Source organism: Phytomonospora endophytica (genome assembly GCF_014202425.1).
In the GTDB taxonomy this organism is placed as follows: domain Bacteria; phylum Actinomycetota; class Actinomycetes; order Mycobacteriales; family Micromonosporaceae; genus Phytomonospora; species Phytomonospora endophytica.
Genome location: NZ_JACHGT010000001.1, coordinates 570,441 through 589,159, shown reverse-complemented (window position 1 = coordinate 589,159; position 18,719 = coordinate 570,441). Strand labels below are relative to the sequence as shown.

15 protein-coding genes are annotated in these 18,719 nt (G+C 72.1%); 5 read left to right on the top strand and 10 right to left on the bottom strand.

Annotated elements, in window-relative coordinates:
- Positions 1–34 precede the first annotated feature (34 nt).
- Entirely contained in the window at positions 35–2,092 is a 2,058-nt protein-coding gene (locus tag HNR73_RS02420; RefSeq protein ID WP_184785537.1) for a cellulase family glycosylhydrolase, read from the bottom strand.
- Between the two features lie 121 nt (positions 2,093–2,213).
- Here HNR73_RS02420 and HNR73_RS02415 point away from each other — a divergent pair, with 121 nt between their 5' ends.
- Positions 2,214–3,113, top strand: a complete 900-nt coding sequence (locus HNR73_RS02415) for a protein kinase family protein (RefSeq protein ID WP_203686083.1) — start codon at positions 2,214–2,216, stop codon at positions 3,111–3,113.
- Between the two features lie 155 nt (positions 3,114–3,268).
- On the opposite strand, the gene HNR73_RS02410 is transcribed toward HNR73_RS02415, so the two are convergent.
- The 4 genes from HNR73_RS02410 to HNR73_RS02395 form a co-directional block, all read right to left on the bottom strand.
- Positions 3,269–5,308 (bottom strand): CocE/NonD family hydrolase, encoded by a 2,040-nt coding sequence (locus HNR73_RS02410; RefSeq protein WP_221330634.1) that lies wholly within the window; start codon positions 5,306–5,308, stop codon positions 3,269–3,271.
- Positions 5,305–6,621 carry an ATP-grasp domain-containing protein gene (locus tag HNR73_RS02405; protein ID WP_184785536.1) on the bottom strand — a complete coding sequence of 439 codons (1,317 nt, stop codon included), beginning with the start codon at positions 6,619–6,621 and terminating at the stop codon, positions 5,305–5,307. The genes HNR73_RS02410 and HNR73_RS02405 overlap by 4 nt, the downstream gene beginning before the upstream one ends.
- Positions 6,622–7,423: 802 nt before the next feature.
- Positions 7,424–8,086: a response regulator gene (locus tag HNR73_RS02400; protein WP_184785535.1), complete on the bottom strand. Its 663-nt coding sequence runs from the start codon at positions 8,084–8,086 to the stop codon at positions 7,424–7,426.
- Positions 8,083–9,213 (bottom strand): sensor histidine kinase, encoded by a 1,131-nt coding sequence (locus HNR73_RS02395; protein WP_184785534.1) that lies wholly within the window; start codon positions 9,211–9,213, stop codon positions 8,083–8,085. The genes HNR73_RS02400 and HNR73_RS02395 overlap by 4 nt, the downstream gene beginning before the upstream one ends.
- A 227-nt stretch (positions 9,214–9,440) precedes the next feature.
- Between HNR73_RS02395 and HNR73_RS02390 the strand changes: the two genes are divergently transcribed.
- On the top strand, positions 9,441–9,875 hold the full coding sequence (locus tag HNR73_RS02390; protein WP_203686091.1) for a DUF6223 family protein: 435 nt from the start codon (positions 9,441–9,443) through the stop codon (positions 9,873–9,875).
- A 43-nt stretch (positions 9,876–9,918) separates the two neighbouring features.
- Here HNR73_RS02390 and HNR73_RS02385 read toward each other — a convergent pair whose 3' ends face one another.
- Positions 9,919–11,211, bottom strand: coding sequence for a tetratricopeptide repeat protein (locus tag HNR73_RS02385; protein ID WP_184785533.1), 1,293 nt, complete (start codon positions 11,209–11,211; stop codon positions 9,919–9,921).
- Between the two features lie 225 nt (positions 11,212–11,436).
- Between HNR73_RS02385 and HNR73_RS02380 the strand changes: the two genes are divergently transcribed.
- Positions 11,437–13,062: an alkaline phosphatase D family protein gene (locus HNR73_RS02380; protein WP_184785532.1), complete on the top strand. Its 1,626-nt coding sequence runs from the start codon at positions 11,437–11,439 to the stop codon at positions 13,060–13,062.
- On the opposite strand, the gene HNR73_RS02375 is transcribed toward HNR73_RS02380, so the two are convergent.
- Positions 13,059–14,282, bottom strand: coding sequence for an MFS transporter (locus HNR73_RS02375; protein WP_184785531.1), 1,224 nt, complete (start codon positions 14,280–14,282; stop codon positions 13,059–13,061). The two genes, HNR73_RS02380 and HNR73_RS02375, sit on opposite strands and share 4 nt — an antisense overlap.
- Complete coding sequence (locus tag HNR73_RS02370; RefSeq protein WP_184785530.1) at positions 14,282–14,830, bottom strand: ArsR/SmtB family transcription factor; 549 nt, start codon at positions 14,828–14,830, stop codon at positions 14,282–14,284. Before HNR73_RS02370 ends, HNR73_RS02375 begins: the two co-directional genes overlap by 1 nt.
- Before the next feature lie 137 nt (positions 14,831–14,967).
- Between HNR73_RS02370 and HNR73_RS02365 the strand changes: the two genes are divergently transcribed.
- Both HNR73_RS02365 and HNR73_RS02360 read left to right on the top strand, forming a co-directional pair.
- A complete protein-coding gene (locus tag HNR73_RS02365; protein ID WP_184785529.1) occupies positions 14,968–16,242 on the top strand; it encodes an RICIN domain-containing protein in 1,275 nt (424 codons plus the stop codon).
- A 22-nt stretch (positions 16,243–16,264) separates the two neighbouring features.
- Positions 16,265–17,272: a zinc-dependent alcohol dehydrogenase gene (locus tag HNR73_RS02360; protein WP_184785528.1), complete on the top strand. Its 1,008-nt coding sequence runs from the start codon at positions 16,265–16,267 to the stop codon at positions 17,270–17,272.
- Positions 17,273–17,284: 12 nt separating this feature from the next.
- Here HNR73_RS02360 and HNR73_RS02355 read toward each other — a convergent pair whose 3' ends face one another.
- Both HNR73_RS02355 and HNR73_RS02350 read right to left on the bottom strand, forming a co-directional pair.
- On the bottom strand, positions 17,285–18,085 hold the full coding sequence (locus HNR73_RS02355; protein WP_184785527.1) for an SDR family oxidoreductase: 801 nt from the start codon (positions 18,083–18,085) through the stop codon (positions 17,285–17,287).
- On the bottom strand, positions 18,082–18,714 hold the full coding sequence (locus tag HNR73_RS02350; protein WP_184785526.1) for a TetR/AcrR family transcriptional regulator: 633 nt from the start codon (positions 18,712–18,714) through the stop codon (positions 18,082–18,084). Before HNR73_RS02350 ends, HNR73_RS02355 begins: the two co-directional genes overlap by 4 nt.
- Between the last annotated feature and the right edge of the window lie 5 nt (positions 18,715–18,719).

The following is an 18,719-nucleotide window of genomic DNA, read 5'->3' as shown; positions in this document are numbered from 1 at the left end:
CCCGCCGGGTCGGCGTGGCGGGCCGGGATCGCCGTCAGGTGGTCGATCCGGTGACGTTCCCGCCCGACTCGGTGACGTGGTAGGCGACGGTCCGGCCGCTCCAGAAGTGGAAGGTCAGCGTCACCGCGCGGCCGTCGGCGACCGCGGCGAAGAAGTCCGGCGTCAGCCTGATGGCGCCTGCCGCGTAGTCGGGCTGGAACGCCCGGCTGAACTCCTTGAACGAGGTCCAGTCGTGCGGTCCGGCGTTGCTCCCGTCGGCGTACTTCGCCTCCATCGTGGCCAGCTGATCACCGCGGAACTGCGTCGGCACCGCGAAGGAAGCCGTGGTGCCCGTGGCGTTCTGCACCAGCGGCGTGTCGAAGGAGACGACGCTGATCCGCCACGGCGCGCCCTGCGAGAACTCGGCGTGCAGGTTCGCCCGGACCCCGTAGGCCGGGTTCGAGCCCAGCAGACGTCGCAAGGTGGCCGCCTTGATCGTCAGCTGGTCGCCGGACACGGTGTAGTCGGTGCCCTGGACCAGGGAAGTCGTGCCCTGGCGCAGACCGCGGAAGGCGGTGCCGTTCAGGTTGAGCGTCAACGTCTTGTCGGTGACCGCGCTCGCCCGTTCGGCGAAGACCTGGTCGGACGACGCCGTCCCCGAGCGGACCGTCCAGCTCGCCTTGAGCATCGCGAACAGCTCGGGATCGCTCCACTGGAAGGACGTCCGGCCGAAGTGCTGGCCGTTGTCCCACAGCTGGAGGGTGACGTTCCGCTGCCGCGCGTAATGCCCGGCGAACTCGAAGAACTTGAGCTTCTCACCCTGCTCGATGGTGCCGGTGTGGGCGTCGAAGCCGAGCAGTCCGTACTCGCCGATGAGCACCGGCACGCCCCGGGAGACGAAGGCGTTGTGGACCCGGTCGAAGGTGCCGACGAGATCCTGCTGGACCTCGGCGTTGAAGCGGGTGTACCCGGCGACGTTGACGCTGAACGGCCAGAACCCGTAGTAGTGCACCGTCGCGGCCAGGTACGGGTCGTCGAGCGCGCCGATGGTGGCGTTGAGGGCGTCGAGGCGTCCCTGGTCGGCATTGGTGTGGAGGGTCGGGAGGACGAGGATCCGGGTGGCGTTGGCCCCGCCGGAGGCGCGCACGATCCGGTGGAAGGAGGTGTTGAGTTCGTTGAGGAGCCCGTAGGCGGTGGCGTCGTCGACGTTGTTGAACTGGGGCTCGTTGACGCTCTCGAACAGCAGCCTCGGCGAGGTGTTCTGGAAGCGCTGCGCGAGCGCCGTCCAGATCGCGTTGTAGCGGGCCAGGACGGTGGCGTGGTTCGCCTGCATGTCGGCGATCCAGATCCACGAGTCGTGGTGGATGTTGAGCACGACGTACAGGTCGGCCGCCAACGCCCAGTTCACGACCTCCTGCACCCGGGTGAGGTACGCGGCCTCGATCGCGTAGCCGGGTCCCGCGCCCTGGTGGCCGTCCCAGGTGACGGGTACGCGGATGCTCTTGTAGCCCTGCGCCTTGACGTTCTGGATCAGTGCCTGGGTGACGCGCGGGTTGCCCCACGCGGTCTCGTCGGCGCCGACGGAGTCGAGCGAGTTGCCGAGGTTCCAGCCGGGCTGCATCGCGGCGACCGTCGCCATCGGGTCCGGGCCGCCGCCCGGGGGCGGCGTGGTCGTCGGCGGGGTGGTCGGGCCGCCGACGCCGCCGTCGCACAGGACGCCGTTGAGGGTGAACGCGGTCGGGTCGGTGTTGGTACCCGACCAGGAACCGTTGAAGCCGAAGGAGACCGACGCGTTCGTGGCGATCGCGCCGTTGTAGCCGACGTTCTTGGCGGTGACCTGGGCCCCCGACATGGTGACAACGGCGTTCCACGCCTGCGTCACGCGCTGTCCGGACGGGAAGGTCCACGCCAGCGTCCAGCCGTCGACCGGTGCGCCGAGGTTGGTCACGGTCACGTTGGCGGTGAAACCGCCGGGCCACTGGCTGGGGGCCTTGTAGTCGACCGTGCAGCCTTCGGCCGCGAAAGCGGCCGTCGGCGCCAGGACTAAGAGTCCCGCCGCCAAGGTGGCGGCCGCCGTGGTGATCAGGGCGGTCCATCGTCTGACGCCTCGCATCGCTCGCTCCTCAAGGCCACGCGCTCGTTGTCGGGTCAGCACGAGATTAAGTTGTGAGTCTAAACTTTGTCAATCGACGCCGGACGATATGTGTGCCGGAGCGGGTCCCTAGGATCGACGGGTGGACCTCCCTCATGTCGACGCCGCGACGCTGGACCGCTGGTGCGCCGAACACCTCGCCTCGGGCATCGCGGCCGAACGTTTCCGGAGCGGCCGCCTCTCGGCGGTGATCGGAGCCGAACTCGCCGATGGCCGGGAGGTCGTCGTCAAGGTGCGCGAACCGGCGGCCCGCGTCGCGGGCTGCTTCGCCGTCCACGAGCACCTCCACCGGGCCGGTTTCCCCGCGCCCGAGCCGATCCTCGCGCCGACACCGCTCGGCAGGTGGACGGCCACCGTCGAGGCGCTGGTCGAAGGCGGCGATGAGCTTCCCGCCACGGGACGGGAGCCCCGGCCGTTCGCGACGGCGCTCGAAGCGCTCGTGCGCATCGCCGCTCCGCTGGCCGCCACCGTCGACCTCGACCCGAAACCGTCCTGGAACCGCTGGGCACACGGCGAACCCGGCGTGTGGGCGACCGCCGAGGACCTCGACCGCCCCTTCGGTTCGGTCGCCGGCCCGGACTGGCTCGAACGCGGCGGCCGGGACGCGCGCGACCGCATCGCCGCCTGGCGGGCCCCGACGGTGATCGGCCACGGCGACTGGTTCCGCGAGAACTTCCGCTGGCGCGGCGACGAGCTGTACATCGCCTACGACTGGGACAGTGCCATCGCCGACACGGAGGCGGTGATCGTGGGTTTCACCGCGGCCTACGTCGCCCCGTCCGTCGAGGAGTCGGCGGCGTTCCTCGCGGCCTACCAGGACGTGGCCGGACGCCGCTTCGCGCGCGACGAACTGGAAACCTGCTGGGCCGCCGGACTGTGGCTGCGGGGATGGAAGTCGAAGCGGCAGGTGGTGACCGGCGAGACGATCCGCTCGCTGTCGGAGGACGAGGCGAAACACATGGCGGCGCTCGCGGGTATCTGAACGAGACCGCCGGGAGACACGGCGTCCCGGCGATCGCCTGCGTGGGCGGGTTCGATCCCCTGCACCTTCCGCATCGGCATCGCCCGCCCGTAGGTGCGCCCCGGCGCCTGGAGGTTCTGCCGGAACCGCGCGGCGGTGCGCCGGGTGCGGCCTCGTCACACCAGGTCGCGCGGGATCTCACGCCGCCAGTTCTGCGAGTACACGCGCGGGTCGCCGCGCGAGGCGTCGAGTTCGTAGGCGTCCAGCTGTGCCGTGATGAGGAAGTTCTCGGACGTCGAGCTCAGCACGGTCCGGGTGACGACCTCGACGCGCCAGTCGCCGCGTTCGAAACGGCGGACCGTCCGGGTCTCACCGCGGACCGAGTTCACGTCGTTCCACCGGAAGCTGTAACGCTCCCAGGTCCCGCGACGCAGCACGGTCCCGGTCTCTTCGAGGCGCTGGCTTCCCTGGTCGTCGGCGATGGCCAGCGTGGACACGCCGGTGGCGAGGTCGCGGGTGACACGCCAGTGATGCTCACCGGGTTCGAGCTGGGTCACGGCGAGGGGTTCGGCGATCTCGGGTTCGCCGAACTCGCGCAGCTTCTCGTCCTCGGCGCGCGGCGGGCGCACCGGCAGGGTGAGACTGCTGGATCCGGCGGTGAAGCGGACCGTCGCCGCTTCCGGGGCCGGCCACGCCAGCGGCCAGTACGAGGTGGACACCGACAGGCGGAGCCGGTGCCCGGCCGGGATGCTCTGGGCAATGCCGTTGAGCGGCACGTCGACGCGGTACCGCTCGCCCGGTTCGAGCGGGCGCGGCTTCGCGCTGCCGTCGCGGTGGGTCAGGTTGAGCAGCCCGTAGGTGAAGCGGGTCGCCTCACCGTTGGGGGCGACGTCGGACAGGCGCACGGCGAGCATGGCGACCGGCTTGTCGGCCGAGACCTCGAAGGAGGCGACGGGCAGGCCGAAGATCTCCATGGTCTCGCCGAGGGGCTCCATCTCGAAGACCAGCGCGCCGCCGTCCTCTTCCCGCTGGTCGAAAGGCAGATCCGGGGTGGCGGCGTAGGAGGCCCACTTCCCGGCGAACATGCCGACGCTCAACGGCGACTGGAGCGTCACGTCGGTCCCGGCCTCGGCGCGCACGTCGCCGTGCTCGATGCCGTGGCGGCGCAGCCGGTACTGGCGTCGCTCGACGTCCGGTGAGGGCCAGGAGTCCTCACCGACCCAGCGGCCGGGCCGGTCGGCGTAGGAGGGCTTCGGCGCGACGCTGTCCTGCATCCACGCCCGCAGCATCGGCTCGTCCATCAGGCCGGAGTCGATCCCCTTGAGCCAGTGGTCCCACCAGCGCACGAGTTCCTGGAGGAAACCGATCGCGGGCCCCGGCACCCCGAAGTGCGGGTACTTGTGCCCCCACGGGCCGATGAGTCCCTTGCGGGGGACGTCGAGGTGTTCCAGGAGCCGGAACACGGCGTTGGTGTACCCGTCGGCCCACCCGCCGACGGCCATGACCGGCACCTGGACCTGGGAGTAGTCCTCGCACACCGAGGCCGGTTTCCAGTAGTCGTCGCGGCGCTGGTGCGACAGCCAGGTGTCCAGCCACAGTCCGCTGCCTTCGAGCCGCTCGCGCCACAGGTCGCGCCAGCCCTCCCCCACGATCTCCGGGTCGGGCGGCTGCGAGTTGGCGGCGAACATGACCGTGGCCTCGGAGAGGTTGTCCCCGAGGAGGCAGCCGCCCATGTAGTGCATGTTGTCGACGTAGAGGTCGTCGGTCGCCGACGCGCTCACGATCGCCTTGAGGGCGGGCGGACGCCGGGCGGCGACCTGGAGACTGTTGAACCCGCCCCAGGAGATGCCCATCATCCCGACGTTCCCGTCGCACCACTCCTGCTCGGCGAGCCAGGCGATGACGTCCTCGGCGTCCTCGTGCTCCTGGGGCCGGTACTCGTCGGTGAGGACCCCGTCGGAGTCGCCGCTGCCGCGCATGTCGACGCGGGCGCAGACGTAGCCGTGGCCTGCGAGGTAGGGATGGTTGGCGGCGTCGCGGACGCGGGTCCCGTCGCGCTTGCGGTACGGGATGTACTCCAGCACGGCCGGCACCGGGCGCTTCTCGGCGTCGACCGGAAGCCAGATCCGGGCCGCGAGGCGTGCGCCGTCGCGCATGGGGACGAACACGTTCTCGATGACGCGGGTCTCGTGGGGCAGGCCGGCGGCGATCCTCACGACTCCCCCTCTCCTCCGGTGACGGGCGCGAACTCGAAGGGCAGCTCGGCGACGATGGCGTCGTAACGTCGCTGGAGCTCCTCGCGGTCGCGCGCGCCGATGTAGACCTTGCCGATGATGTAGCGGTAGCTGTCCTGGTTCGGAAGCTCGGCGAGCCGGTCGCCTTCGGACACCTGGAGTGTGACGATCGCGCCCGCGTGGCGTTCGGCGACGCGTTCCTTGTCGCGCCGGCCGGGGATCCGGGTGACCACGGCGTCGTCGTCGTGGAAGATCATGCACTGCGCGGCGACGGCGAAGTCGCCTTCCCGGTGCGGCATCCGGGGTTCGCGGCCGAGCGCGATGTCGATGGCGACGGTGTGGTTCGAGGTGCCGTCGACGCGGGTGAACAGTTCGCTGTGGGACTGGGAGATGCGGGTGTTGACCTCGATGAGCCAGATCTTGTCGGCCTCGGAGTCCCACATGAACTCGGCGTTGAAGGCGCCGTCGTCGAAGCCGACGTGCCGCAGGAGGCGTTCGGTGGCGTCGATCATGCGGTCCTGGATCGCGGCGGGCACCGAGGCCGCCGGGTAGTCGAGTCGCTCGAAGCTGGTCCCCGCGTCGTCCTTGTGCATGTCGAGGACGCCGTGGACGGCGAAGCGGCCGTGGAACATCGTGCCCTCGGGCGCGGCCTGCACGCCCGAGACGAACTGCTCGGCGAGGCAGGTGTTGCCGTCGGCTCCGGAAAGCTCGGGCGGGAGGTCGACGAGGGCGAGGGCGTCGTTGAAGGCGTCGCCGATGGCGCCGATGTTCTCGCGGATCTCGGCGACGGCGGCGTGGAAGCCCTCGGCGTCGCGGATCTCGAAACCGAGGTCGGAGGAGTGCGACTTGACCGGCTTGACCCAGAAGGGGAAGTCGAGGTCGATGGCGGCGAGGGCGTCGTCGTCGAAGGGGTCGAAGGACACGAAGCGCGGCACGCACTCGGGCACCGACGCGCGCTGTTCGAGCCTGCTCCAGTACTTGTGCTCGCACTTGAGCAGGCTTTCCAGACTCGGCGCCGGGAGGCCGTGCTCGCGGGCGAGGATCGGCCCGATGAGGCTGGCCGGGAAGTCCCAGTGGGTCACGATCGCGTCGACCGTGCCGTCGAAGTCCGACAGCTGTGCGCGGGCGGTGTCGAGCATCGCCGTGAAGTCGACCTCGGCGGTATTGACGAGCCGGTCGTATCCGACCAGGTCGTGGAACTCGTAGTCCTCGGCGCCGCGCACGGTGCGCAGTTCGTCGAGCTGCACGGCGGTCATGCCCAGGACGAAGATGTTCTTCGCTGGTGTCTTCGGCATCGATTCTCCTTCGGGGGGTGTCGAGATCGACTACCCGATCGACGCCGAAACATGCGGCTCCCACCGTGGGCGACCCTGCCCGTCGCACGGCGGCGGCACGGGAAGGTCAGCGTCCCGGTCTCCTGGTCGCCGAAGATCTGGTCCCGCTTGCTCGTGTTCAGCCACAGCCCGGCCCCCCGGGCGGCTGCGACGGTGACGACGAACAGAAGATTCAGCGTGAAACGCCCCTGGATCGGGGCTTAAGAGGATGTAACGGGCCGGTCAGACAGTGGCCGGGATCGGCGTGGGTGGGTGGTGACGCGGGCTTTGTCGGGTGCGGGCTCGCGGGGGGGGGGGGGCTTTGTCGGGTGCCGGCTCGCGTGAGGGCACGCAACGTCGGCGGCTACGCGCTGTGCGGTACCCGCTCGGCTGCACGCCCGCGTAGCGCTCCCTCGGCCGCGTGCTCGCGTCCGCCGCCGGGTCTGCGACCTCGCGCCGATGCCGCGCACCGACCGCCTCGCGCGCGCCAACGCGATCCTCTCGCGCGGTTCTCCCTCAGCCGCGAGCTCTTAGTTCCCTGCCGGGTCCGCACCCGCGCGACACCCCCACGGCCGCGCGCTCCCCCGTCCCCGTCGGTCCCTCGGCCGCGCGCTCAACCGGTACCCCTCGGCCGCGCGCTCAACCGTCCCCGCCGGTCCCTCGGCCGCGCGCTCAACCGGTACCCCTCGGCCGCGCGCTCAACCGTCCCCGCCGTTCTCTCGGCCGCGTGCTCGCGCGGTCCACCCCACGCGAGTCGGCCGGTCCGGTTCCGGCGAGCGCGTCCTCACCCCTCGCGCGGTACCACCAGTCCGGACTCGTACGCGTACACCACGAGTTGCGCGCGGTCGCGGGCGTGGAGCTTCGCCATGGCCCGGTTGATGTGGGTCTTGGCGGTCACCGGACTGATCTCCATGCGGTCGGCGATCTGGTCGTTGGACAGACCCCGCGCGGCGAATGCGACGGCCTCCCGTTCCCTGTTGGTCAGCTCGGGCAGGCCGGTGCCGACGGCGCGGTGGGGCGGTTCGGCGACGAAGCGGGCGATGAGCCTGCGGGTGATCGACGGCGCGAGCAGCGCGTCGCCGCGCGCGGCGACGCGCACGGCGTGCAGGAAGTCCTCGGGCACGATGTCCTTCACGAGGAATCCGGCGGCACCGGCGCGCAGGGCGTTGTAGACGTACTCGTCGAAGCCGTAGTTGGTGAGGATGACGACGTGCACGTCGTCGAGCGCGGGGTCGGCGGCGACGCGCCGGGTCGTCTCGATGCCGTCGAGGACCGGCATCTGGACGTCGATGAGCGCGATGTCGGGCCGGTGCTCCCTGATCAGCGCGAGGCCCGCCGCACCGTCGGCGGCCTCGCCGACGACCTCGATGTCGTCTTCGAGGTCGAGGAGGGCGCGGAACCCGCTGCGCAGGAGCGGCTGGTCGTCGACCAGCACGACGCGGATCACGTGGCCCGCTCGACGGGGAGTTCGGCCCGCACGGTGAAGCCGCCTTCGCCGCGCGGTTCGGCGCGCAGGCGGCCGCCGAGGGCGGTGACCCGCTCGCGCATGCCGAGGAGGCCGACGCCCGGCACCGGGACGGTGCTCGGGGTGGCCTTGCCGTCGTCGTCGACACGGATGGCCAGGGCACCGGGCCGGTAGTCGATGTGGACGGAGGCGACACTGGCGGCGGCATGGCGGGCGACGTTGGTGAGGGACTCCTGGACGATGCGGTAGGCGGTCCGTTCGACGGCGGTCGGCACGTCCAGCGGCTCCCCGCCGACGGTGAGGGTCGCGTCCAGGCCGCCGACGCGGGCGCGGGCGACCAGTTCGGCGACCTGGTCGAGGCCGTGGCGCGGGGACTCGCCGTCGTCGCGGAGCGCCTCCAGGGTCGCCCGCAGCTCCCGGTTCGCCTCGCGGCTGGCCTCCTGGATCGCCAGCAGGGTCGGCGTGACCTCTTCGCCGCGCTTGCGCGCGACGTGCACGGCGACCTCGGCCTGCACCTTGATGACGGAGATCTGGTGGGTGAGGGAGTCGTGCAGTTCCCGCGCGATGTGCAGCCGCTCCTCGTCGGCGCGGCGGCGCGCGGTCTCCTCACGGGTCCGCTCGGCCTCGTCGGCGCGGCGCTCGGCCTGGCGCAGGGCCTCACCGGCCGCGCCCGCGGCGATCAGCCACGCGATCTCCAGGGCACCGCGGGACCGCGCGAGGGCGTCCGGCACCGACGCGCCGTCGGCCGTGGCGAGAATGGCGAGCGGTAGCGCGGCCAGCATCCCGACGGCGGCCAGGACGGTGACGAGGCGGTGCCCGGCGCGCACGGCGGCGTACACGGCGAACAGGAAGGCCACGGCGGGCACGTCGAAACCGGCGGCCTGATAGCCCGCCGCGCACAGTCCGGTGACGACCAGGGTGACGATCGGCGCCTTCCGGCGTGCGATCAGCGCGACGCCGCTGGCGGCGAGCAGGACGTAGCCGAGCACGTCGAGCCGTCCCTCGGGCCGGTCCTGGGTGAACCCGACGACCAGCAGCATCGCCACCACCCCGACCGTGATCAGCCGGTCGGTGACACCGGCCGGAACCGTCGGTCGTCGTCCGCTCATGTTCGCACCCTAACCGGACGCGGTCGCACGCGAATCCTGCGCGAGGACCGCCCTCCGGCTACCACGAACGCGGTAGATCCGGCGTCTCTGCCGCACCGGTGGCAGGCGGGTGCGGCGGGCACAGCAGGCCCGATCACCTCCCCGGGCATGACGTTCCGGGTCCCGTTCGGCGACACGATCGAGACATCGGATTCTCGCCCGGCGAGATACAAGGAAGAGGCAACGACATGAGCTCTACCGGAGCCCGGAAGACGGCCCGCATCATTCTGACCACGGCCGGTGCCGCCCTGGCCGGAGGCTTCGGGCTCGCCGCACCGGCGGCGGCGCACCTGGCGACCGAGCCGGCCACCGTCACCGGATGGACCGCCGACCGGGTCATCGCGACCTCCGCCGCACTCGTCGCCCTGGCCGGCGCGGTCGTGGGCGTACTCGCCCTGTTCCGCGCGGCCCGGGGCACCGGCGACGGCCGGCGACGCGGGGGCCGCCTCGCCGTGGCCCTCTCCGTCCTCGGCGCGCTGGCCGGGGTGTTCGTCATCGTCACCGCCGACGGAGGCCCGGGTACCGGCAACGGCATCGTCGGCGGCTACCTCGCCGTGGTGGTGGGACTGGCCGGCATTGCCCTCGTCTGGCTGGCCAGGGCCCGCGCCCGCCGCGACGCCTGACCGACAACGCCGGGAGCCGCGGTCGCGGCTCCCGGCGACGGCGTTACGCCGACAGCGCTCCGGTCATGTACACACCCATCCCGGCGTAGTCGAAGGTCATGGCGAAGTCGCGGTAGAAGGTGTGCGAGAAGTTGGCGATCGTGTCGAAGTCCAGTCCGGCCCCGGGACCGGTGCCGGGCGGACCGGCCCAGCCGGCGACATCGTGGGCGACGGCCCTGCCGAGGCTGACGCGGTCGGCGGTCAGCGGGTGGTAGTAGGGCCGCGCGGGATCGGGCGTGCCCACCTCGATGCCCAGTCGCTCGGCGAGACCGAGCCCCATGGACACCCCGTGGCCGATACCGCCGGTGTCGAGCGTGACGACTCCCGGACCGTGGTCGTGGACCATGCCGAGAGAGCACGGGAAATGGTCGCCGTACAGCCACAGCGGCACGCGGTCGTATCCGCATCGGGCGGCCCGGGCCTTGAACCTCGCGAACTCGCCGGGCGTCTTCCGGCGCAGCACGAGCGCGCTTCCGGCGTAGTCCATGGTGGCCAGCAGGTGGTAGAAGGCCAGGGTGCCGATGGCGCCGGCGGGTTGCGTCCCGTCGGGCAGCGGCGGCATGGGCAGGTCGCTCCACTGGACGGGGATCCCGCGCAACTCGATGTCGCCGAGTGTGCAGGATTCGAGGACGCCGAGGTGCCTGACGATCAGCGTCCCGTCGGTCAGCCGCCCGGTCGTGGTCGCGAGCGACCGGATCCCCGCCTCCTCGGCGACCTCCGTGGTCATCCCGATGGTGGCGAAGGTGTCGAGCAGGTACCGCTTGGGTTCACCGCCGTTCACCCTCGCCCACACCGACGGGATGGGATCCATCGCGTGGAACGGCAGCCGCGTGCTCGACCGGCCGTGCACCTGCCAGGGCCGCTCGGGCAGGTGCGCGAACTGTTCGGCGAAGGCCGCGTCGGTGGGCCGTCCCGTTTCCCGGAGGAGCGGGATCGCGCGGGGGTGCCGGTCCTGCCGGACGAAGCATTCGGCGAGCCGCTGCCGGGAGACCTGGTCGCCCGGATCGACGGTGATCGCGCGGGAGAGGTGCTCTTCGGCGGCCCGGAAGCGGTTGGACAGCAGGGCGATCTGGCCTACCCGCGCGTTGGCGCGCTGGTCGAGGCGGTCGTCGCGCAGGACGGCGCGGTAGGCGTGTTCGGCGGCGGCGAAGTCGCCCGCCTTGTAGAGGGCGTCGGCGTCGGTGATCCCGGCGAGCGCGGGCGCGGCTCCGAGCAGGGGTGTCACGGCTCCGGCGGTGATCGCGGCGGCGAGCAGGGTGCGGCGGGACGGGCCGGTGCGGTCTTCGGAAGGCGGCATGGATCGCCTCTCTGAACGGGTGGGGGAAGAGAGTGGCGCCAGCGGAACGCGGCGGCCGAGGTCACGCTATCGCCGTCGCGGCGGCCGGGGAACCGGCTCGGGTTGGGAGTCTCCTGGGAGGAACATCAGAAGGGAGTGCGACGCGGGAAACATTCCCGCGCCCAGAACCGAGACCGTCATCGGGAAGCGATAGGTTCGGTGGCGGCCCGCGAGTGAGGAGGTGCCATGCCGGATCTGGTACTCGGACCATTACTGCGCCACGTCGACACGAGTTCGGCGACCGTCTGGGTGGAGACCGACGGTCCCTGTGAGGTGTCCGTCGCCGGTGCCTCCGCGCCGACCTTCCAGGTGTCCGGGCGGCATTACGCCCTTGTCGTGATCACCGGCCTCGAACCCGGCACGGCCGTCGACTACGAGGTCCATCTCGACGGCGAGCGCTGCTGGCCGCTGCCCGGGTCGGGTCTCCCACCGAGCCGTATCCGGACGCTGCCCGTCGGCGGTGACGACGACTTCCTGCTCCTCTTCGGGTCCTGCCGGCTTCCGGAGAGTCCCGACGCGCGTGAGAACCGCCGTTGGGGCACCGACGCGCTGGCGGCCTACGCCGTGCGCATGGCGACCTCGCCGGAGCGGGAGTGGCCCGACTCCCTGGTGCTGCTGGGGGATCAGGTCTACGCCGACGAGACGAGCAAGGCCACCGGCGCCTGGATCGGCGAGCGGCGCGACGTACGTCGCGATCCGGGCACGGAGGTGGCGAACTTCGACGAGTACGTCCGGCTCTACCACGAGTCGTGGTCGACGGAGCTGGTGCGCTGGCTGTTCTCGACGGTGCCGACGTCGATGATCTTCGATGACCACGACGTCCGCGACGACTGGAACACCTCGCAGACCTGGCGTGACGAGATGGAGCGGACGGCCTGGTGGGACGAGCGTGAGCGAGCGGCGCTGGTCACGTACTGGATCTACCAGCACATCGGGAACCTCTCGCCCGACGAGCTGGCGGAGGACAAGACCTATCGCGCGGTCGTCGAGGCCGGGCGCGCCGGCGACGCCGCCGGGGTCCTCGGCGAGTTCGCCGACGTGGCGACGCAGGAGGTCAACGGCCGTAAGGGGACCCGCTGGAGTTACCGGCGCGACTTCGGCAACGTGCGGCTCCTGGTGATCGACACCCGTTCGGGGCGCATCCTCGAAGACGGACGGCGTTCGATGGTCGGCGACGGCGAGTTCGAGTGGATCGAGGCGAACGCGGGCGGTGACTACGAGCATCTGCTGATCGGTTCGTCGCTGCCGTGGCTGATGCCGCACGGGATCAGCCACATCCAGTCGATCAACGAGGTCGCGTGCCGTCGTCCGGGGCGGCGGGGCCGGCGTGCGGAGTGGATCCGCCAGGCCGCCGATCTGGAGCACTGGCCCTCGTTCCGGGAGTCGTCGGATCGGCTCACGCGCATGATCCGGCGGATCGCCGAGGGCACGGCGGCGACGGTCTGCGTGCTGTCGGGCGACGTTCACCACGTGTACGCGGCCGAGGCGACCTTCGACCGGCCGGTGGAGGCGAGGGTGTACCAGCTGACCTGCTCGCCGTTGCACAACCGGGTCCCGCGCTGGATGCGGCCGCTGTTCCGGATCGCGTGGTGGCGGACGCCGGCGGGGCTGCTGCGGCGGTGGATGCTGCGTTCGGGCGAGGTGCGGCCGCTGCCGGTCTCCTGGGACAAGATCGCGGGCCCGTACTTCGGCAACGCGGTGGCCTCCCTGCGGATCCGGGGGCGGGAGTCGACGATGTTCATCGAGCGCGCCGAGCAGAGCGCGGACGGGCCGTTCCTGAGCGCGCTGCCCGAGATTCCGCTGAGCCGCTAGCCGCGTTCGCGCGTCGCGACGGCGATCCCGGCGGCGAGCAGGCAGATCACAGCGCAGCCGAGGAAGAACACGCCGGTGCCGAAGCGAGCCGAGACGAGTCCGGCGACCGGGAGCAGGACCGGGCTCAGGCCGAGCGTGCACAGGGTCGTCACGGCGGTGACGCGGCCGAGGTAGCGCGGGTCGGTGCGGGTCTGGAGTTCCCCGGCGCCGACGACCATCGCCACGCCGCTGACCAGGCCGAGCGCCCCGGAGAAACCGATCGCGAGGCCCGCGGAGGAGGCCAGACCGGTCGCGGCGACGAGGATCCCGGCCGCCGACAGCGACAGGGCCATGACGAGCGCCGGCCGGTGGACGCGGTTCACGGTGACCAGCGCCAGCCCGGACACGGCTCCGCCGACGCTGAAGGCGCTCAGGGTCGCGCCGAGGACACCGGCCGTCCAGCCGCGTTCGTCGGCGAGGAGGACGAACCCGGCGCCGACGGGCCCGCTGAAGCACATCTCGCCGAGACCGATGACGACGACGAGTGGGAGCAGGCCGCGTTCGCGGCGGAGGTGGCGCAGTCCGTCGCGCAGGTCGCGCCAGGCGCTCCCCCGGGGATCGGTCGTGGCGCTCTCTCGCGGAGGTTCCGGCCGCCGCAGGACGGACATGCTCCACAGCAGGACCAGCGACAACGCGAACAGCACGCCGGACAGGACGAAACCGGCCGGGGCGCCCGCCGCCGTCAGCACGAGCGCGGCGAGCAGCGGCCCGGCGGCGTTGCCGAACCGGATCGACAGTGAGCGCAGGGCCTGCACGCGGGTGAGCTGCCCGGTGCCGGTCAGCAGGGGTGGCAGCGCGCCGACGGCGGGCATGAACAGCGCGTCGACGGCACCGAAGATCACCGCGACCGCGACGAGCGGCCACGGTCCGCCGCCGCCGAGGGAGATCCCGGCGGCCGCGAAGATCGTCAGGCAGCGCACGAGGTCGCTGAGGATCACCACCCGGCGCGGCCCGAGGCGGTCGGCGACGACACCGCCGGCGAGCATCAGCACGGCACGCGGGACGGCGCCCGCCGCCAGGACGAGGCCGACTTCGGCGGGTCCCGCGATCCGCGCCACGGCCCACGAGAGGACGAGGAAGTAGACGACGTCGCCGGTCACCGAGGCCGTGTACGCGCCGAGCCACCGCAGGACGTTGCCGTCGCGATGGGCGGGCTTCGCGGGGGTGGTCTGGAGCAGCATCACTCCTCCGGCAGCGGGTAGGCCTGGAGCCGCACCGACACCGGCGTGACGTCGTCGGGCTCCGGGTTCTCCGCGTGCCGCTCGATCACCGCGTGGAGTTCCCGTTTCAGTGCCTCCAGTCCGTCCGGGGTCAGCCGCAGCGTGTGGTCGCTGAACACCGAGGCGTCGAACCACGCGTCGGGCAGGACCGGCACCGCCCCGGCGACCCTGCGCAGCTCGTCGGCCGCGGCCAGCGCGAGCGCCTGGGCGTAAGCGCGACTGTCGGCGCGCTCGCCGGGGAAGGTCGCGGGGTCGTGCAGGGACTGGGCGTGCTTCGCGCGCCACCAGCGGTCGCGCTTGTTCCCCCGCTCGGTGTCCTCCTCGATGAGGCCGCCCGAGGCGAGCCTGCGCAGGTGGTAGCTGGCCGCGCCGGAGTCGATGCCGAAGAGCTCGGCGAGGCGGCGGGCGGTGGCCGGGCCGTGGCGGCGCAGGTGGCCGAGCAGGGCGAGGCGGGTCGGGTGGGCCAGGACGCGGAGGGCGGCGGAGTCGAGTGTGACGCGGTCGGTCATGTCGGCAGTGTAGCTTTGCGAAGAACTCTTCGCGAAGGAGTGTTCTGCTTTTTCGGTGGCGGGGAGCGCGAAACCGGCCGGGTCCCATAGCATTGAGGAAACCTGGCCCACGGGAACCATTTGCGAGGGAGCACATAGTGGACGCCGCCTCCGAACCCGGCGAACGAGGACGACCCGACGACGCCGTGCGGCCGTTCCCGTCCCTGGCGGATTCGAAGCGGCGGTCACGGCGGGGAGCCCCCGCACCCGAGCCCCGCCCGGAGCCGGAGGGCGAGCCCCCGGCCGTGCCCATGGCATGGCCGCCCGCAGCGCCGGAACGGCCCGACCCGTACGTGGAGGTCGCGCCTCCGGTGTCGACGGCGCCGTGGAACCAGGCCTCCCCAGCGGCTCCGGAGGGCCCCCCGGAGCCCCCGACCGTGCCGGTCGCGCTCCCCCAGCCCTACGTGCCACCACAGGCCGTTCCGCTTCCCCAACCCGGGCCGGGCATCCCGGTGGCGCAGCCCGACCTGTACGGGCCGCCACAGCCGGATCCCTATCTCCAGCCGGTCTCGCCACCCCCGCCCTACGTACCGCCGCCCACGCAGCCCGACCCGTACGTGCAGGCCCCACCGGTTCCGGTCTCACCGCCGCCCCCACCGGCCCCTGCCGTCGAGGAACCCGTCACGCAGCGGGACCCCTACCTCGCCCCCCTCTCCCCCCAGGCCTACCCCGACCACTACGCCCCACAGGTCTCCCCCGCCCCGGCGCGGTTCCAGCCGATGCCGGTGCCCGTGCCGGTGCCCCCGCCCGCGCCTCCTCCTCCGCCCGTGAGGAAACGCGGCGGCCGTGGCCTGTGGCGCTACGCCCCGATCCCCGCGGCCCTGCTGCTCGCCGTCGGGATCGTGTGGGGCGCGATCGCCCTCCGGGACGAACCCTCCGGCGAGGGCGCGACACCGTCCACATCGGACGGCACGTCGAGCCAGGCGACCGCCGCGACCCTCGGCTCGGGCACGTACGAGATCACCTACACCGCCTCCGGCCTCTGCGTCGGCGAAGGTCCCGAACGCGGCAACACGGTCAAGATCGTGCTCGTGCAGTCCGACTGCGCCTCCGCCGGGCCGCCGATGCTCCTGCTCGCACTCGAACCGGGTGTCTACCAGCTCCAGCTCGACAACCCCGAGTTCGGCATCGGCTGCGTCACCCCCGACGGCCCCGACGTCGAGCAGCTCTACATCGGGCAGCGATGCGACACGACCGGTGCCATGGAGCAGCAACGTTTCCGGCTCGAAGCCGCCGACGGCGGTTACCGTCTCCAGAACGTCGCCAGCGGGCACTGCATGGCCCCGCTCGGCGGGGAGCTGACCGCGGGGGTCGCGTTCGTCCAGGCCCGCTGCGGCGGGCCCGGCCAGTCATTCGCCTTCGAGGCGCGCTAGTCGACACTGAGGAGTCGGTCGTATGAAGGTCGCCAGACTGCACGGCATAGGCGACGTCCGGGTCGCCGAGGAGCCCGATCCCCGGCCCGGTCCGGGTGAGTCGCTCGTGCGGGTCACCGCCGTCGGGCTGTGCGGCTCGGACCTGCACTGGTACGGCGAGGGCGGGATCGGCGACGCGCAGCTCAAGGAGCCGCTGGTCGTCGGCCACGAGTTCGCCGGCGTCGTCGAGAGCGGTCCCCTGAAAGGCCGCCGGGTCGCCGTGGATCCCGCGATCCCCTGCCACCACTGCGAACTGTGTGTCGAGGGCCACCCGAACCTGTGCCTGAACATCGCCTTCGCCGGGCACGGTGCCACCGACGGCGGCCTGCGCGAGCTGCTCGCGTGGCCGACCGCGCGACTGCATCCCCTGCCCGACGCGCTCTCCGACGCCGACGGCGCCCTCCTCGAACCCCTCGGCGTCGCCGTGCACACCCTCGACCTGGGCCACGTGCGTCTCGGCGACAAGGTCGCGGTCGTCGGCTGCGGCCCGATCGGGCTGATGCTGGTCCGGCTCGCGCGGCTGGCCGGCGCGGCGACGGTCGTGGCGTCCGATCCCCTGGCACAGCGCCGGGGGGCGGCGACCCGGTACGGCGCCGACGCCGTCCTCGATCCGTCGTCCGGTGCGGGCTCCGGTGATTTCTTCGCCGCGGCGCTGGGAATCGGCGCCGACGTCGTGTTCGAGGTGGCGGGCGCCAACGAGGCCGTCGCGGACTCGATGCTCGCGGCCCGTCCGGGCGGGCGGATCGTGCTGGCCGGCATCCCCGACCCCGACGAGATCGCCTTTCCCGCCTCACCCGCGCGGCGCAAGGGCCTCACGATCGCGCTGGTGCGGCGGATGAAGGAGGTCTACCCGCGCGCCATCGGGCTGGTCGAGAAGGGCCTCATCGACATCTCCCCACTGGTCAGCGACCGGTTCCCGCTCGACGAGGTGGCCGAGGCGTTCACGAGCGCCACGGCGCGCCGGGGGCTCAAGACCGTCGTCGAGCCCTGAGCCCCCGATCCACTAACGGAAGTCGTCGGCGTGGTCGGCGGCCCATTGCGCGAACCCTCGCGACGGGATGCCCGTGACGGCCCAGGAGTTCGGGCCGGGCGTCTGGGGCTTGCCGACCGCTCCGGCCAGCATCTCCAGGACCGGCGCGGGCATGGACGCCGCCGCCTTCTCGTGCGGCAGGACCTCGATGCGCAGGTCGCGGCCGATCGCCTCGCCGATCAGCTCGACCTGCCGCCGCACCGTCAGCGACTCCGGTCCGTCCAGGGGGTGGATCGCACCCTCGTGGCCGGAGCCGGTGAGCGCCGCGAAGGCCACGTCGGCCATGTCGCCCTCGTGGATCGGCGTCACGTGCGCCTCGGGATACGGCAGTGCGACGACCCCGGAGCGGACCGCGTCGGCCCACCACAGGGCGTTGGTGGCGAACATCCCCGGCCGCAGGATCGTGTACGCGATCCCCGACTCGCGCAGCGGGTTCTCCACGGCCAGGTGCATGTCCCCGATCGGGTTGCCCGGGAACGCGGCGGCGATCGACGACAGCAGCACGATGTGCCGGACACCGGCGTCGCGCGCGGCGTCCAGGAAGTTCTCGATGCCGCTGTGCACGGCGTACATGAAGACGCGGTCCACGCCGTCGAGGACGGCCTTCAGGTTGGCCCGGTCGGCGAGGTCGAACCCGGCGATCGGCACGCCCTCGATGGGCGGGGTCTTGGACGGGTCGCTACCGGCGGCGCGGACGTCTTCGCCCGCGGCGACGAACCGGTCGACGACGGCACGCGCGACGCTGCCGCGGGCACCGGTGACAAGAATGGTCAAGGGGTCTCCTCAGGGGTGTCGGTCTCGCCGCGCGCGCCCAAGTGGCGGATGAGGCGGCGGACCTGTTCGGTGTACTCGGCGACGAACCCCGGCGAGTCCGGGGCGACACCGTAACTGCGGCGGACGAGCTCGGGCATCGCGACGGGCGCGACGACCATGCCGTAGAGCACCAGCCGCAGGGCGCGCGCGTCGACGTCGGCGGGCAGCTCGCCCGTCTCCTGACGGGCGCGTGTGTCGGCGAGGTCGGCGTCGATCATGGGGTCGGCGTCGAAGTCCTCGGGGAAGGCGTCGGTGAGGCCGCGCCACAGCATCAGGCGGATGCCGCGCGGGTCGGCGGCGGCGTGCCGGACGTAGGTCGCGACGAGGTCGGCGAGGGTGTCCCCGTCGGGCGTCAAGGCCTCCTCGCGCCGCAGCCACTGCTCCTGCAGGGCCTGGTAAAGGCCGGCCTTGCCGCCGAAGTAGTAGGTGATGAGCTGCTTGTTCACGCCCGCGCGGTCGGCGATGTCCTGGACCCGGGCCCCGGCGTAGCCGTGCTCGGCGAAGGCGTCGAAGGCCGCGTCGAGCAGACGGCGCCGGGTGCGTTCGGCGTCGCGTCGGCGGGCGTCGGGTTCGGGGGCACGGCGAGGCATTCACC